A 13,849-nucleotide genomic window follows, 5' to 3' on the forward strand; every position below is an offset into this window, starting at 1 on the left:
CGCCTCGTGGGTGGTGCCGGGATGGGGCGCTGCGATCGTCGCATGCGGAGTACGCATGAGAACACGTTATCTGATTACCGCATTGTGCGGCTTATTACTCGCGGGTCACAAGGGAGGCGCATCGATGCATGTCTCCGGCATTACGGCGACATATTAGGACTAAATGCCCCGCCGGGCTCTGGACAGACAATAGAATCTGTTCTAGTTTGCGGATCGGCTGACCGAGCGCTTGCTAGGAGGCGAGCCCGACCTGGAGGGCCAGTGGACTTCAACCTGACCGAGACCCAGAACGACCTGCGCGCCCTGGCCGCCGGCCTGCTCGCGAAGGAGGCCGCCCAGCGGCGACTCGACGCCCACGACCGGTCCGGCGCGCCGTACGACGAGGAGCTGTGGCGGGCGATGGAGCGGGCGGGCCTGCTGGGCGTGTGCGTGCCCGAGGAGGCGGGCGGCGCGGGCCTCGGCGCGGTCGAGATGGCCGTGGTGCTGCGCGAGGTGGGCGCGCACGCGGCTCCGGCCCCCGCGCTGCCGACCCTGGTCGCCCAGCTCACCCTCGCGCGGCACGGCAGCCGCATCCCTGACGGCGTGCTCACCGCCGCGCTCAAAGCCCCGCGCCGGGCGATCACGGCCGTGAACGACGGCGGCTGGCGCCTGACCGGCCGCACCCCTACGGTCCTGTACGCCGAACAGGCCGAGGCGATCCTGATCCCCGCCGACCAGGGACTGTTCCTGATCACACAGCCCTGGATCGCACCGGACACGGCGACCATCCCCGGACGGCCGGAAGGGCTCACCGCCATCCCCGAGCCCACCTCCACCGGCGAGCCCGCCGCCACGCTCGTCCTCGACGACGTCCCCGCCGAGTACGTCGCGGGCCCCGAAGCGCCCGCCCTCCTACGCGCGACCGCGACCGCCGCGATCGCCGCCCAGGCGAGCGGAGTCCTCGCCGGAGCGCTCAAGCTGACCACCGAACACGTCAGGACCCGCAGGCAGTTCGGCCGCGCCCTGGCCGAGTTCCAGGCGGTGACCATGCAGGTGGCCGACGTGTACATCGCCGCCCGCGCCCTGGACGTGGCCATGTGGTCCGGCGCCTGGCGGCTGGCCACGGGTCTCCCGGCGGACGAGGACCTGGGCGTCGCCGCGTACCACGTCGGCCAGGCCGCCACCGCGCTGCACACCTGCCAGCACCTGCACGGCGGCCTCGGCTTGGACGTCACCTACCCGCTGCACCGCTACTTCGCCCAGGCCAAACACCTGTCCCACCTGCTCGGCGGCGCCGACGCCCAGCTCGACCTGATCGGAGCGCTGCTCTGATGCTGATCGACCTGACCCCGGACCAGCGCGCACTCCGCGACGACCTCAGGGCCTACTTCCAGGGCTGCCTCACCCCCCAGGACCGCGAGAAGATCGCCGAGGACCCGTTCGGCGAGGCGTACATGGCCCACTGCCGCCGCCTCGGCCAGGACGGCAAACTCGGCCTCGGCTGGCCCGACGAGTACGGCGGCGGCGGCCTCGGCCCACTGGAGCAGCAGATCTTCGCCAACGAGATCGCCCGCGCGAGCGTGCCGTACCCGATCATCACCGTGCAGACGGTCGGCCCGACCCTGATGCAGTACGGCACGCGCGAGCAGAAGGAGTTCTTCCTGCCGCGCATCCTGGCGGGGGAGTGCCACTTCGCCATCGGCTACAGCGAGCCGGAGGCGGGCACGGACCTGGCCTCGCTCAGGACCACGGCGGTCCTGGACGGCGACCACTACGTGGTCAACGGCCAGAAGGTCTTCACCTCGGGCGCCCACCACGCCCAGTACATCTGGCTCGCCGCCCGCACCGACCCCGGCGCCCCGAAGCACAAGGGCATCACCATGATGATCGCGAGCTGCGACGATCCCGGCTTCTCCTGGACGCCGATCCACACCATGGACGGCCGCCACCACACCAACGCCACCTACTACCAGGACGTGCGCGTCCCCGTGGGCATGGTCGTCGGCGTGGTCGGCAAGGGCTGGGACCTGATCGTCAACCAGCTCAACCACGAGCGGGTCACGCTCGGCCCGGCGGGCAACCTGGGCCAGACCCACGACCGGTTCGCCGCCTGGGCCCGCCGCACCGGACTGATCGACGAGCCCGACGTGCGGCGGGCGCTGGCCAGGGTGTTCGTCGCCTTCCGCACGAACGAGCTGCTGAACTGGCAGGTCGCGGCGAACATGGACCTCGGCTGGCTGGGCGCGCCCGACGCCTCCGCCACCAAGATCTACGGCTCCGAACGCATGCAGGAGACCGGCCGGATCGTCGGCGACATCCTGGCCAGGTACGGCGACCCGGCCGACCCCGAGACCGCGGAGTTCATCGACCGGCTCGACCACGGCGTCAAGGGCGCGATCGTGCTCACCTTCGGCGGCGGCGTCAACGAGGTGCAGCGCGAACTGATCGCGATGCTCGGCCTGAACCTCCCGAGGCCGCCCCGATGACGGCGGAAGGCGCGGCCCAGGAGGAGGCGGCGCACGCGGAGCTCGTCGCGCTGGCCGCCAAGCAGGCGGCGCTCGGCGAGGTCCCGGGCGCCCCGGCCGCCGACGCGGTCAACGAGCCGATGATCAGGCACTGGCTCGACGCGATGGGCGACACGAACCCGCGCTACCTCTCCGAGGGCCTGGCCCCGCCCGCGATGTCCCAGGTCTGGACGATGCCGGGCCGCCACCGCCGGGACCCCACCCCGGTCGACGACATCCTCACCACCCTGGACGCGAACGGCTTCACCGGCGTCGTCGCCACCAACTGCGACCAGACCTACCACCGCTACGCCCGGGTCGGCGAGCGCCTGGTCCCCTCGACCAGGTTCGAGAGCCTGGCCGGGCCGAAGCGGACCGCGCTGGGCGAGGGCTACTTCGCGACCTGGATCGTCACCTGGCGCACCCAGGAGGGCAAGCCGGTGGCCGAGATGTTGTTCCGGGTGCTGAAGTTCAGGCCGGTGCGGCGGCGGGAGCCGTACCCGCTGCGGCCCGCGGTCAACGCGGACACCGCCTTCTTCTGGGCGGGCGCGCGGGCGGGTGAGCTGCGCATCCAGAGCTGCGCCGACTGCGGGGAGCTGCGCCACCCACCGGGGCCGATGTGCCCGTCGTGCCGTTCGGCGAACAGGAGCCACGTCGTGGCGAGCGGCGAGGGCACGGTCTACAGCTTCGTGGTCCACCACCGCCCGCCCGTGCCGGGGCTGGAGACGCCCTTCGTGGTGGCAGTGGTGGACCTGCCGGAAGGGGTGCGGATTGTGGGCAACATCGTGGACTGCCCGGTCGAGGAGGTGGGTATCGGTATGTCGTTGCGCGCGACGTATCGCTCTATGGACGATGAACTGACGCTCCCCATGTGGGCGCCACGGGAGACATGATGCGTACGTTGACAGAGGTCGGCTCCGAGCTCCCCGAGATGTCGATCGAGCTCACCCCCACGACGGTCGTCTCGAGCGCGCTGGCCACCATGGACTTCACCGCCGTCCACCATGACGCCGAGGAGGCCCGCGCGCAGGGATCGAAGGACATCTTCCTCAACATTCTCACCACGATGGGCCTGGTCGAGCGGTTCGTCACGGACTGGGCGGGCCCGGAGGCCGTGATCAGGGGCATCAACGTCAAGCTCGGCGTCCCCGCGTACGCGGGCGACCGGCTCACCTTCCAGGGCCGCGTGGTGAAGGCCGAGGGCGGCGAGTTCACCGTCGAGGTGCGCGGCCGGGTCAGCCTGGGCGACCACGCCACGGGCAGCGTGCGCCTGACCCTGCCGGGGGCGGAGTGAGGGCGCGGGCGGCCGTCGCGGGGATCGGCGCGACGGAGTTCAGCAAGGAGTCGGGCCGTTCGGAGCTGCGGCTGGCCGCCGACGCGGTGCTGGCCGCGCTCGACGACGCCGGGCTGTCCCCGTCCGACGTCGACGGCCTGGTCACCTTCACCCAGGACACCAACCAGGAGATCGCCGTCGCCCGCGAGGTCGGCATCGGCGAGCTGTCGTTCTTCTCCCGTGTCGAGTACGGCGGCGGCGCGGCCTGCGGGACGGTCGCGCACGCGGCGATGGCGGTGGCGACCGGCATGGCCGGGACGGTGGTCTGCTACCGGGCGTTCAACGAGCGCTCGGGCCGCAGGTTCGGCCAGCCGGACGCGCGGATCGGCGGCGAGCCGTCCTCGCTGGGCCTGGAGATGAGCTGGCACGTGCCGTACGGACTGATGACTCCGGCGGCCTGGGTGGCCATGTTCGCCCGGCGCTACATGCACGTCTACGGCGCGACCTCGGAGGACTTCGGGCGGGTGGCGGTGGCCATGCGCGAGCACGCGGCCACCAATCCGGCCGCCTGGTTTCACGGGCGGCCGATCACGCTGGCCGAGCACCAGGCGTCCCGGTGGATCGCCGAGCCGCTGCACCTGCTGGACTGCTGCCAGGAGAGCGACGGCGCGGTGGCCCTGGTCGTCACCTCGGCGGAGCGCGCCAGGGACCTGCGCAGAACCCCCGCGCTGATCACCGCCGCCGCGCAGGGCGCGGGTGCGGGACAGATGATGATGACCAGCTACTACCGCGACGACATGACCGGCCTTCCGGAGATGTCGGTGGTCGGCAGACGCTTATGGGAGATGTCGGGCCTGACGCCCGACGACGTCCAAGTCGCGATCCTCTATGACCACTTCACCCCGTTCGTCCTGAGCCAGCTCGAAGAGCTCGGCTTCTGCGGCAGGGGCGAAGCGCCGGGCTTCGTCCGCGACGCCGGCATCGGACTCGGCGGACGGCTGCCCGTCAACCCGCACGGCGGCCAGCTCGGCGAGGCCTACATCCACGGCATGAACGGCATCGCCGAAGCGGTCCGCCAGATCAGGGGCACGGCCGCCAATCAGCTCCCGGACGTGACGAACGTCCTGGTCACCGCAGGAACGGGCGTGCCCACCAGCGGCCTGATCCTCACGGGGTGATGATCGTCGGAATCGAGAAGAACACCAGCATCGCGATCGCCACACAGATCACGAACCCGGCCAGCTCCCACGCCCAGTCATAGTGGCGCTCGCCGAACCTGACCGGCCGCACCCGCCGCTCGGGCACGGCGGGAGCCTCCGGCTCGTCGGCCACCTCGGGCTCGGCCACCGGCTCGGGCGCGTGCTGCTCCGGAAGCAGGTAGACCGGCTCGCGCACCACCGGCCGGGGCACGAAGAGGCTGTCCCGGGGGTCGTCCAGCACGTCCGCCGGGACCGGCGCGGACAGCACGAACGGCTTGATCGGCCCGGTGCGGGCCTCGTCGCGCACCTTCGGCATCGGGGCCGTGGTCGCCTCGTGGTGGGAGACGCGGCCTGGTCGCGGCGGGGTGAGCAGCTCGGCAGGGAACAGGCCGGTGCTGGTGGCGGGGTCGTTCTCGCCCAGCGGCTGCGGCCAGACGGGGGCGGTCGGCCACAGCGGCTTGACGAACAACGAGCCCGCTCGCGGGGCGGGCGCCGGACGGTGGCCGACCAGCAGGGTGCGCACGGCCGGTGGCGGCGGGCGCCAGGGCAGGCGACCGAGCACGTCGCGCAGCGGCGCGATGCCGAGCGCGCCGTACACCTCGGCCACCGGCTCGGGGACGCGCGGGCCGACCAGGGCCAGCGCGGCGGCCAGTGACCGGCGGAAGCGGTTGCTGGCGCTGTCGGCGAGCTCGCCGGCGGTGTCGGGGGCCACGTCGAGCACCCAGGCCAGCTCCAGGTCGCTCAGCCCGCACACCACGGACAGCAGCAGCACCTCGCGCTGGTGCGGGCGCAGATCCCGCAGGGTCCGCTCGACCATGGCGGTCGCGGGGTCGACGAGGGGATCGATGACGGGCGGCGCGTAGACGACGTCGCGGCGGAAGATCTCGCGCCGGGCGAGGGCGTACATCGAGGCGCGCGGGGGTTCCACGGTCGACACGCTGGTCAGCACCGAGACCAGGGCGTCGGCGGCGGAGCCGTGGTCGCCGAGCTGATCGGAGAAGTACGCGAACAGCCCGGCGGCGTGACGGTCGTAGAGCTCTGCGACCAGCTCGTCACGCGTCGGCTGGCCGGTGAGCGGAAGGGTCACAGGGGCCGGATTCCTCTGAACGAAAGGACGCTGGGGGGATGAGGGGGCGGCGTCGGAGTGTTGAGGACAATCATGCCGGGTACTGACGTTCGGTGCACTAGTGAACACCCATTTGATCGATATCGTGCCTGGTCGGTGAACCGCTTCACGTGGGGGCGGGGGGACAGAACCGGATGGATCGCCGTAGTCTGTCCCCAGGAGATCATGGGGCGGTCGTGGCAGGGGGGCTGCGGCCCTGCCAAAAAAAGCAAGAGGTCGCGCATGATCACATTCGACTCTGTCACCAAACGTTACGCGGACGGCACCGTCGCCGTAGACGGCCTGTCCCTGGAGGCGCCCACCGGCGAGATCACGGTGTTCGTCGGCCCGTCGGGCTGCGGGAAGACCACCTCGCTGCGGATGATCAACCGCATGATCGACGCCACCGAGGGGAAGATCCTCCTCGACGGCACGCCCGTCCAGGGCATCGACCCGCCGACCCTGCGCAGGAGCATCGGCTACGTCATCCAGCAGGCGGGCCTGTTCCCGCACCGGAAGATCGTCGACAACGTGGCGACGGTCCCCTACCTGCTCGGCTGGGACAAGAAGAAGGCCCGCGCCCGGGCCATGGAGTTGCTGGAACGGGTGGGGCTCGACCTCAAGCTCGCCGAGCGCTATCCCTTTCAGCTCTCGGGCGGGCAGCAGCAGCGGGTCGGCGTGGCCCGCGCGCTGGCCGCCGATCCGCCCGTGCTGCTGATGGACGAGCCGTTCAGCGCGGTTGACCCGATCGTGCGCACGTCCCTGCAGGAGGAGTTGCTGCGGCTGCAGGCCGAGCTGAACAAGACGATCGTGTTCGTCACCCACGACATCGACGAGGCGATCAAGCTCGGCGACCAGGTCGCGGTGCTCCGCGTAGGCGGGCGGTTGGCCCAGCTCGCCGCCCCCAAGACGCTGCTGTCGCAGCCGGCCGACGAGTTCGTCCGCGAGTTCCTCGGCCACGACCGGGGGATCCGCAGGCTGTCGTTCATCTCCGACGGAGGGCTGCGCCTGCGGACCGACCTGGCCGTGCCCGAGGACTTCACGGGGCCGTCGGACGAGCCGTGGCTGCTGGTCGTCGACGGGGCGCGCAAGCCGCTCGGCTGGATCTCGCCGGACCGGCCGAGCGAGCGCCTGCCGTACGGCACCTATGTGAAGGGGCGGGACTCGTTGCGGACCGCGCTGGACGCGGCGCTGCTGTCGCCCTCGGGGTGTGCGGCCGCCGTCGACGAGTCGGGGGCGGTGGTCGGCGTGGCCACCCGTGAGGCGCTGGACGAGGCGCTGGCGGTGGCCGCCGATGGATGACGGGCAGCCGTTCTTCAAGTGGGACTGGCTGGGCGACAACTGGGACACCGGGCGCGCCAACAGCGTGCTGAACCTGCTTGAGGCGCACGTCGTGATGTCGGTGGTGCCGATCATCCTCGGCCTGCTGGTCGCGGTGCCGGTGGGCCTGGCCTGCGTGCGGTGGCGCTTCCTGTACCAGCCGACCGCGGGGCTGATGAACGTGATCTACGCGCTGCCCTCGCTGCCGGTCTTCATGATGCTGCTGCCGCTGACCGGCCTGGCCAGGGCCACGGTGATCATCCCGCTCACCTTCTACGCGGTGGCCGTGCTCGTCCCCGCCGTCGTCGACGGCATGGCGTCGGTCCCCGACCACGTACGGCAGGCCGCGGTGGCGATGGGCTTCACCCCGCTGCGGCGGTTAATGCTCGTCGAACTGCCGATCGCCACCCCGGTGGTCCTCGCGGGCCTGCGGGTCGTCACCGTCTCCAGCATCAGCCTGGTCAGTGTGGGCGCCCTGATCGGCCAGGGCGGGCTCGGCAACCTGTTCACCGACGCCTTCCAGCGGGACTTCTTCACGCCCGCGATCGTCGGGATCGCGCTGATCGTGCTGCTGGCCCTGCTGGGTGACGGGCTCGTGCTCACCGCGCAGCGCCTGCTCACCCCCTGGGTACGGGCGAGGAGGTCGCCGTGAACTGGCTGATCGACTTCTTCGGCGACCCGGAGAACTGGTCGGGCCCCGACGGCATCCCGGTGCGGCTGCTCCAACACCTGGAGTTCTCCGTGGCCGCCCTGGTGGTGGCCGCGCTGATCGGCATCCCGCTCGGGCTGCTGATCGGCCACACGGGGCGTGGCTCGCTGGTGGTCGTGGTCACGGCCAACCTGGCCAGGGCGCTGCCCACGCTCGGCCTGCTGGTGCTCATCGTCCTGGTGCTCGGGACGGCCTCGATCTGGCCGGTGCTGATCCCGCTGATCGCGCTCGCGGTGCCGCCGATCCTGGTCAACACCTTCGAGGGCATCCGAGGCGTGGACCCGGACCTGCGCGACGCCGCCTACGGCATGGGCCTGAACGGCCGCCAGGTGCTGGGCAAGGTGCTGGTGCCGGTGGCACTGCCGCTGATCCTGCTGGGGCTGCGGCTGGCCGGCGTCCAGGTGGTCGCCACCGCCGCGGTCGCGGCGTACGTCGGGCTCGGCGGGCTGGGGCGCTACATCATCGACGGCCTGGCCACGAAGGACTACCCGAGCGTGGTCGGCGGTTCGGTACTGATCGTGCTGTTCGCGCTGGCCGTGCAGGTTCTGTTCACGATCGCTCAGCGGGTCACCGTCTCCCCGGGGGTGAGCCAACGCCTGACCGTCAGATGAACCTGCCCCATACCCCGTTAAGAAAAGGAAAATGACGATGAGACGTACGTTCGGCGCCGCGGCGGTGCTCGTTTCCGCGATGTTCGCCATCTCGGCCTGCGGCGGTGGCAGTGACCCGCTCGCCAGCGCCCCCGCCACGCCGACCACCGCCGGGACCGCGGCCGGTGGCGGCAAGGCTATCGTCGGCTCCTTCAACTTCCCCGAGAGCGTGCTGCTGGGCTCGATCTACGCGCAGGCGCTCGAAGCCAAGGGGGTGACGGTCGAGGAGAAGCCCAACATCGGCAGCCGTGAGGTCGTCTACGACCAGGTGAAGAGCGGCGGCCTGACGGTGCTGCCCGAGTACAACGGCAACCTGCTGGCCTTCGTCGACCCGGAGACCAAGGCGACCACGACCGAAGAGATCAACGCCGAGCTGAAGACCAAGCTGCCGGCCGAGGTGGAGATCTTCGACTCCTCTCCCGCCGAGGACAAGGACACGCTGTCGGTCACCCAGGAGAGCGCGACCAAGAACTCCCTCACCACGATGGAGGACCTGGCCAAGGTGTCGAAGACGATGAGCGTCGGCGGTTACCCGGAGTTCAAGAAGCGCTGGGAGAAGACGTTCAAGGACGTCTACGGCCTGGAGTTCAAGGAGTGGAAGGCCACGGGTGACACCACCCCCAACGCCGTGAAGGACGGCACGGTGCAGGTGGGCAACGTGTTCACCACCGACCCCAAGATCACGACCTATGGTCTGGTGCCGCTGCAGGACCCGAAGCAGGTCTTCCCGGCGCAGAACGTGACGCCGCTGGTCAACAAGGCAGGGTCGAACGACACGATCAAGACCACCTTGAACGCCGTGTCGGCCAAGCTCACCACGGACACGCTGAAGCAGATGATGCAGAAGATCTCCGTCGACAAGGATGACCCGGCCGTGGTCGCCAAGGAATGGCTGACCACGAACGGCCTCGGCTGAGCCTCGGTCCCGGCGCCGGTGCCCGTGACCGGGCGGGCACCGGCGCCGCCCGTACTGTCCACACTTCTCTTCGCATGGTGGGTCGCAGCATGGAGTTCAAGGAGGCGATGGCGCAGCTCGCCGCAGGGGTGGCGGTGATCACCGGACGCGACGGCCGCGACGACATCGGTACCACGGTGTCCGCGCTCATGTCGGTGTCCATGGACCCGCCGCTGGTGATGGTGAGCCTGGCGTCGGCCGGCTACCTGACCGAGGTGCTGCTGCGCCAGGACCGCTGGGCGGCCAGCCTGCTGTCGGCCGCGCAACCGGCGATCGCCAGCCGCTTCGCCACCGCGGGCCGCCCCAGCGCCCGCCTCCTCGTCGCCGGCACCCCCCACCACCGTGGGCCGCACAGCGAGGCCCTGATCATCGAGGACGGCGTCACCGCCCTGGAGGCGGAGACCACCCGGGTCATCCCCGCCGGCGACCACACCCTCTTCCTCGCCCGCGTCCTATCCGTCGACTACATCAACCCCACCCACCAGCCCCTGGTACGGCTCCGCAGCCGATACCGACCTATGGGGGGATAGTTCCCACCGTGTGGCACGTGATGGGACCGCAGCGTAGGGTGAGGATATGAGTCACGCCGCGAGCGAACCGCCGGAGATCAATCAGCGCGACCTGAAGAATCGGGCCAGCGAGATCATGGATGCCATCGAGCGCGGTGAATCCTTCACCCTCACCCGCAACGGTCACCAGATCGCCACCGTGACCCCGATCAGCCGCCGTCGTACGTTCGTGCCGAAGGAGCGGTTCTTGGCGGCTTTCGCCGGTGCCCCCCGCATCGACGACAGGAAGTTCGCGGAGGAGGTAAGAGCGGCGTTCGAGGGCGATGACTACGACGTGTTCGAGCGCGCGAGGCGGAACACGAAGTGACGAGCACGTCCGGGTTGTTGGACACCAACATCCTCATCCTCGCCGAATGGCTTGACCCAGACGAGCTACCGGACAGTCCGGCCATCTGTGTCATCACGCTGGCAGAACTCGCCGTGGGACCATTGGTCGCCAGAGACCCGCAAGAACAGGCCAGCAGGCAGCTCGTCCTCAGCCGAGCCGAGGCCGAATTCGAGCCCATCCCCTTCGATGTCGCGGCAGCCCGGACATACGCTCGCGTCCACACCGCGATCAAAGAGGCCGGGCGCAACCCGCGTCGCGACACCGCGGACCTCCTGATCGCCAGCGTCGCGATCGCACATCAGCTGCCGCTTTACACCGTCAACCCCGATGACTTCAAGGGGCTGGACGGACTTCTGCGGATTGAGCCCGTCACGCATCCGGAAGCACGGGCCGGCCACTGAGGGCCTTTCGTCAGCGGATCGTCCACGTGCCCGGGAGGGTGAGGGGGCCGTAGGACGGGAGGCCGAGTTCTGCTGAGAGGCGGGCGAGGGGGCCCCAGGTTTCGAGGCGGAGCCGGGTCAGGGCGGCGGTCTTGTCCTCGCTGGACTCCGGGCCGCGCAGGCGCTCCAGGGGGTTGAGCTTCGGGTAGGTGCGGACGTGGGCGTCGGCGGGCAGGCCGGCGCGCTTGCGGGCCAGCGCCAGCGCGTCCTCCAGGCCGCCGAGCTCGTCGACCAGGCCGTTGGCGTGCGCGTCGGCGCCCGTCCAGACCCGGCCGCGGGCCAGCTCGTGCGCCCGCTCGCGGGTCAGGTGCCGCCCCTCGGCGACCTTGCCCACGAAGTCGTCGTAGATGCGGTCCAGCCAGGCGTTGACCCGCTCCCACTGCTCGGGCGAGAAGGCCTTGGCCGAGGAGAACATCGCGGCGTTCGCGCCCTCGGCGACCAGCTCGGTGCTGATGCCGATCTTCGACAGCAGGTCCGAGGTCACCGCCTTGCCGCCCAGGACGCCGATCGAGCCGGTCAGCGTACCGGGCTGGGCGACGATCAGGTCCGCCGCCATCGCGACGAAGTAGCCGCCCGAGGCGGCCAGGTCGCCCATCGAGACGATCACCGGCTTGACCTTGCGGGTCAGCACGACCTCGCGCCACACCGTGTCGGAGGCGACATAGGAGCCGCCTGGGCTGTCCACCCGGAACACCACGGCCTTGACGTGGTCGTCGCGCCGGGCCGCGCGCAGGGCGGCGCTGATCGTGTCGGAGCCCATCGCGCCGCCGCCACCCAGCGGGCTGCGCCCGCTACGGCCCATCCTGATCATGCCGCTCCCGTGCACCAGCGCCACGCTGGGGGCGCCGGGGTGCGGAAGCTTGCGTACGGCCGAGGCCTTGGCGTACCTGGAGACGAACTGCAGGTGCGCTTCGTCGCCCGCGGCCTTCTTGACCTCGTCGTACACCTCGTCGCGGTAGGCGAGCCGGTCGACCAGCCCGGCCTCGACCGCCTCGGCGCCGAGGAACGGGCCGCGGTCGACCAGTTCGCGCACCTTGTCCGGGTCGAGACGGCGGCCCGTGGAGACGCCGGCCACGACCTGCTCGATGATCGACTCGACGATCCGGCCGTACGACTCCTTGTGCGGCTCGGTCATGTGATCCTGGGTGAAGGTGTTGGCGGCCGTCTTGTACTCGTGGCGCTGGCCGACCTCGTAGTCCACGCCGAGCTTGGTCAGCGTGCCCTTGAAGAAGCGCTGCTCCATCACCACGCCGGTCAGGCCGACGTCGCCGGACGGCTGCAGGTAGACGCGCTCGAAGGCGCTGGCCAGGTAGTAGGGCACGGTGCCCTGGCCGAACTCGCCGAACGTCTCGCCGAAGGCGACCGTCAGCTTGCCCGAGGCGCGGAAGTCCACCACGGCCTGGCGGATCTCCTGGACCATGGCCAGGCCCAGCGGGGCCCCGCCGATCTTCACGATCAGCGCCTTGACCCGGGAGTCGTTCCTGGCCCGCTTGAGGCCGGACAGGACGTCGGCCAGGCGGGGCTTGCGGATGGACAGGACCGCGGAGAGCGGATCGGCGGGCGGGCCCTCGGTCAGTCCCTCGGTGAGGTCCAGTTCGAGCACCAGCGGAGCGGTCCGCCGCTGACGGAGCCGGTCAACGCTCTCGAAAATCGCCTTGGTCGCGTCCATAAATGCCACCTTAAGCGACACATTGCCGATCGGGCGTCGCTCCGTGTAGGAGGCCGGCCGTCGTTCAGGGTGAAGGGAGCCGGAGGACCGCGAGCGGGGCGGACGTCGGTTGCCGGGAGCCTCCCGCAGGTTCGAGGGTCACGCCGACCCGGTCGTCCGCGGCCACGCGACCCGCGACCAGCGCGACGCCGTTCGCGGACGGCGGAAGCAGGCCCGCCGAGCGGGTGCCCTCGGGCCCGATGAGCCACACCTGGTACGCCCGGGACTCCGGCAGAGCCCGCATACCCGCTGTGACCAGCACGAACTGCCCTTGCTTCTTCGAGTACACCAACGAGGCCCTGGCGTCCCCGATCGCCTTCCTCGACATCCGCACGTCCGAGGCCGCCAGCACGGCGGCGATCATCGCCCCCCGGTCCCCGCCGCCGGTAGTGATTCCCGCCGCCTGGCCCTTGCCGTCACCTCCGCCGCCGGTCCCGCGCAGCGCCGTGACCGCGGTCAGGGTGACGACCGCCGCCAGGCACGCGGCGAGAACGAGCTGTGCGATGTGTGGCACCCGCCTGACGGGGGCTCGCCGGGGCTGGGACGGGCGGGGGTGTTCGATGCTGTTGAGCAGCGCGTCCCTGAGCTCCGGTGGGGGACGCGCCGCGACCGTACCGGCCAGGAGCGCGGCCGTTTCGCGCATGGAGCCGACCTCGGCGGCGCAGGCGGTGCAGCGTTCCAGATGTCGCTCGAAGTCGCGCTCCTCCTGCGGCGGCAGGGCGTCGAGGGCGTAGGCGGCGGCTTCGTCGCCAGGCGGCCCGTGCGCCGCGTCGTGCTTCATGCAGAGTGATTCGGCGGGCGGAGTCATGTGGATGGGGCGGCGGCGGACAAGCGGAAGAGGCCGGTCACGCGAGCGCGTGACCGGCCTCTCAGGTGCTGCGGGTGTTAGTTGTTGACCGAACTCGAAGGGCGCAAGCCCCGGCCTTCAGTTCAGGCCGGGGTTAGCCCGAGCGGGAGTGCCCGCTAGGGCGCGAGCGTGCCCTGACCCGCACGTTCTTGCTGTCCGGCCCACCAGGTGTAGGGGACAAGGACGGCTTGGGTCTCGCCGTACTTCTCCACGATGGTGTGCTCCCCGGTCAGGTGCGCCGCCTCGACACGGCGGCCGAGATT

The 13,849-nt window shown here is 70.6% G+C and carries 15 protein-coding genes; 12 read left to right on the forward strand and 3 right to left on the reverse strand.

What is annotated here, in order from left to right:
* Window positions 1-261 precede the first annotated feature (261 nt).
* From ABZ911_RS28135 to ABZ911_RS28155, 5 genes are read left to right on the forward strand one after another with little or no spacing between them, the layout of a single operon-like run.
* Window positions 262-1,311 (forward strand): acyl-CoA dehydrogenase family protein, encoded by a 1,050-nt coding sequence (locus tag ABZ911_RS28135; protein WP_358062140.1) that lies wholly within the window; start codon window positions 262-264, stop codon window positions 1,309-1,311.
* A complete protein-coding gene (locus ABZ911_RS28140) occupies window positions 1,311-2,465 on the forward strand; it encodes an acyl-CoA dehydrogenase family protein (protein WP_358062143.1) in 1,155 nt (384 codons plus the stop codon). Before ABZ911_RS28135 ends, ABZ911_RS28140 begins: the two co-directional genes overlap by 1 nt.
* Complete coding sequence (locus ABZ911_RS28145; RefSeq protein ID WP_358062146.1) at window positions 2,462-3,376, forward strand: bifunctional MaoC family dehydratase N-terminal/OB-fold nucleic acid binding domain-containing protein; 915 nt, start codon at window positions 2,462-2,464, stop codon at window positions 3,374-3,376. The genes ABZ911_RS28140 and ABZ911_RS28145 overlap by 4 nt, the downstream gene beginning before the upstream one ends.
* Window positions 3,376-3,777, forward strand: a complete 402-nt coding sequence (locus tag ABZ911_RS28150; RefSeq protein WP_358062149.1) for a MaoC/PaaZ C-terminal domain-containing protein — start codon at window positions 3,376-3,378, stop codon at window positions 3,775-3,777. The genes ABZ911_RS28145 and ABZ911_RS28150 overlap by 1 nt, the downstream gene beginning before the upstream one ends.
* Window positions 3,774-4,934 (forward strand): lipid-transfer protein, encoded by a 1,161-nt coding sequence (locus ABZ911_RS28155; protein ID WP_358062152.1) that lies wholly within the window; start codon window positions 3,774-3,776, stop codon window positions 4,932-4,934. The genes ABZ911_RS28150 and ABZ911_RS28155 overlap by 4 nt, the downstream gene beginning before the upstream one ends.
* Here the strand turns inward: ABZ911_RS28155 and ABZ911_RS28160 are convergent.
* Entirely contained in the window at window positions 4,924-6,042 is a 1,119-nt protein-coding gene (locus ABZ911_RS28160; protein WP_358062154.1) for a hypothetical protein, read from the reverse strand. The two genes, ABZ911_RS28155 and ABZ911_RS28160, sit on opposite strands and share 11 nt — an antisense overlap.
* Before the next feature lie 261 nt (window positions 6,043-6,303).
* Between ABZ911_RS28160 and ABZ911_RS28165 the strand changes: the two genes are divergently transcribed.
* From ABZ911_RS28165 to ABZ911_RS28195, 7 genes are all read left to right on the forward strand, one after another.
* Entirely contained in the window at window positions 6,304-7,362 is a 1,059-nt protein-coding gene (locus ABZ911_RS28165; protein ID WP_358062157.1) for an ATP-binding cassette domain-containing protein, read from the forward strand.
* Window positions 7,355-8,032, forward strand: coding sequence for an ABC transporter permease subunit (locus tag ABZ911_RS28170; protein WP_358062160.1), 678 nt, complete (start codon window positions 7,355-7,357; stop codon window positions 8,030-8,032). Before ABZ911_RS28165 ends, ABZ911_RS28170 begins: the two co-directional genes overlap by 8 nt.
* Window positions 8,029-8,700, forward strand: coding sequence for an ABC transporter permease subunit (locus ABZ911_RS28175; protein WP_358062163.1), 672 nt, complete (start codon window positions 8,029-8,031; stop codon window positions 8,698-8,700). Before ABZ911_RS28170 ends, ABZ911_RS28175 begins: the two co-directional genes overlap by 4 nt.
* Before the next feature lie 37 nt (window positions 8,701-8,737).
* Window positions 8,738-9,655 (forward strand): ABC transporter substrate-binding protein, encoded by a 918-nt coding sequence (locus tag ABZ911_RS28180; RefSeq protein WP_358062165.1) that lies wholly within the window; start codon window positions 8,738-8,740, stop codon window positions 9,653-9,655.
* 74 nt (window positions 9,656-9,729) lie between these two features.
* On the forward strand, window positions 9,730-10,224 hold the full coding sequence (locus tag ABZ911_RS28185) for a flavin reductase family protein (RefSeq protein ID WP_358062168.1): 495 nt from the start codon (window positions 9,730-9,732) through the stop codon (window positions 10,222-10,224).
* 46 nt (window positions 10,225-10,270) lie between these two features.
* Window positions 10,271-10,570, forward strand: a complete 300-nt coding sequence (locus tag ABZ911_RS28190) for a type II toxin-antitoxin system prevent-host-death family antitoxin (protein ID WP_358062170.1) — start codon at window positions 10,271-10,273, stop codon at window positions 10,568-10,570.
* A 17-nt stretch (window positions 10,571-10,587) separates the two neighbouring features.
* The gene (locus ABZ911_RS28195) at window positions 10,588-10,992 is read left to right on the forward strand and encodes a type II toxin-antitoxin system VapC family toxin (protein WP_358062172.1); all 405 of its coding nucleotides are present in this window, start codon (window positions 10,588-10,590) and stop codon (window positions 10,990-10,992) included.
* A 10-nt stretch (window positions 10,993-11,002) separates the two neighbouring features.
* Here the strand turns inward: ABZ911_RS28195 and sppA are convergent, their stop codons facing one another.
* Together sppA and ABZ911_RS28205 are read right to left on the reverse strand one after the other, a co-directional pair.
* Entirely contained in the window at window positions 11,003-12,700 is a 1,698-nt protein-coding gene (gene sppA, locus ABZ911_RS28200; RefSeq protein ID WP_358062175.1) for a signal peptide peptidase SppA, read from the reverse strand.
* Window positions 12,701-12,764: 64 nt separating this feature from the next.
* Window positions 12,765-13,520 (reverse strand): anti-sigma factor, encoded by a 756-nt coding sequence (locus tag ABZ911_RS28205; protein ID WP_358062178.1) that lies wholly within the window; start codon window positions 13,518-13,520, stop codon window positions 12,765-12,767.
* Between the last annotated feature and the right edge of the window lie 329 nt (window positions 13,521-13,849).

The sequence above is a fragment of the Nonomuraea sp. NPDC046570 genome, from assembly GCF_040645915.1.
In the GTDB taxonomy this organism is placed as follows: Bacteria; Actinomycetota; Actinomycetes; order Streptosporangiales; family Streptosporangiaceae; genus Nonomuraea.

Excerpts from the sequence above, each read along its gene's own strand:
- ABZ911_RS28140 (WP_358062143.1), top strand. The coding sequence starts at position 1,311 with ATGCTGATCGACCTGACCCCGGACCAGCGCGCACTCCGCGACGACCTC.
- ABZ911_RS28145 (WP_358062146.1), top strand. The coding sequence starts at position 2,462 with ATGACGGCGGAAGGCGCGGCCCAGGAGGAGGCGGCGCACGCGGAGCTC.
- ABZ911_RS28150 (WP_358062149.1), top strand. The coding sequence starts at position 3,376 with ATGCGTACGTTGACAGAGGTCGGCTCCGAGCTCCCCGAGATGTCGATC.
- ABZ911_RS28165 (WP_358062157.1), top strand. The coding sequence starts at position 6,304 with ATGATCACATTCGACTCTGTCACCAAACGTTACGCGGACGGCACCGTC.
- ABZ911_RS28170 (WP_358062160.1), top strand. The coding sequence starts at position 7,355 with ATGGATGACGGGCAGCCGTTCTTCAAGTGGGACTGGCTGGGCGACAAC.
- ABZ911_RS28180 (WP_358062165.1), top strand. The coding sequence starts at position 8,738 with ATGAGACGTACGTTCGGCGCCGCGGCGGTGCTCGTTTCCGCGATGTTC.
- ABZ911_RS28185 (WP_358062168.1), top strand. The coding sequence starts at position 9,730 with ATGGTGGGTCGCAGCATGGAGTTCAAGGAGGCGATGGCGCAGCTCGCC.
- ABZ911_RS28190 (WP_358062170.1), top strand. The coding sequence starts at position 10,271 with ATGAGTCACGCCGCGAGCGAACCGCCGGAGATCAATCAGCGCGACCTG.
- sppA (WP_358062175.1), bottom strand. The coding sequence starts at position 12,700 with ATGGACGCGACCAAGGCGATTTTCGAGAGCGTTGACCGGCTCCGTCAG.
- ABZ911_RS28205 (WP_358062178.1), bottom strand. The coding sequence starts at position 13,520 with ATGAAGCACGACGCGGCGCACGGGCCGCCTGGCGACGAAGCCGCCGCC.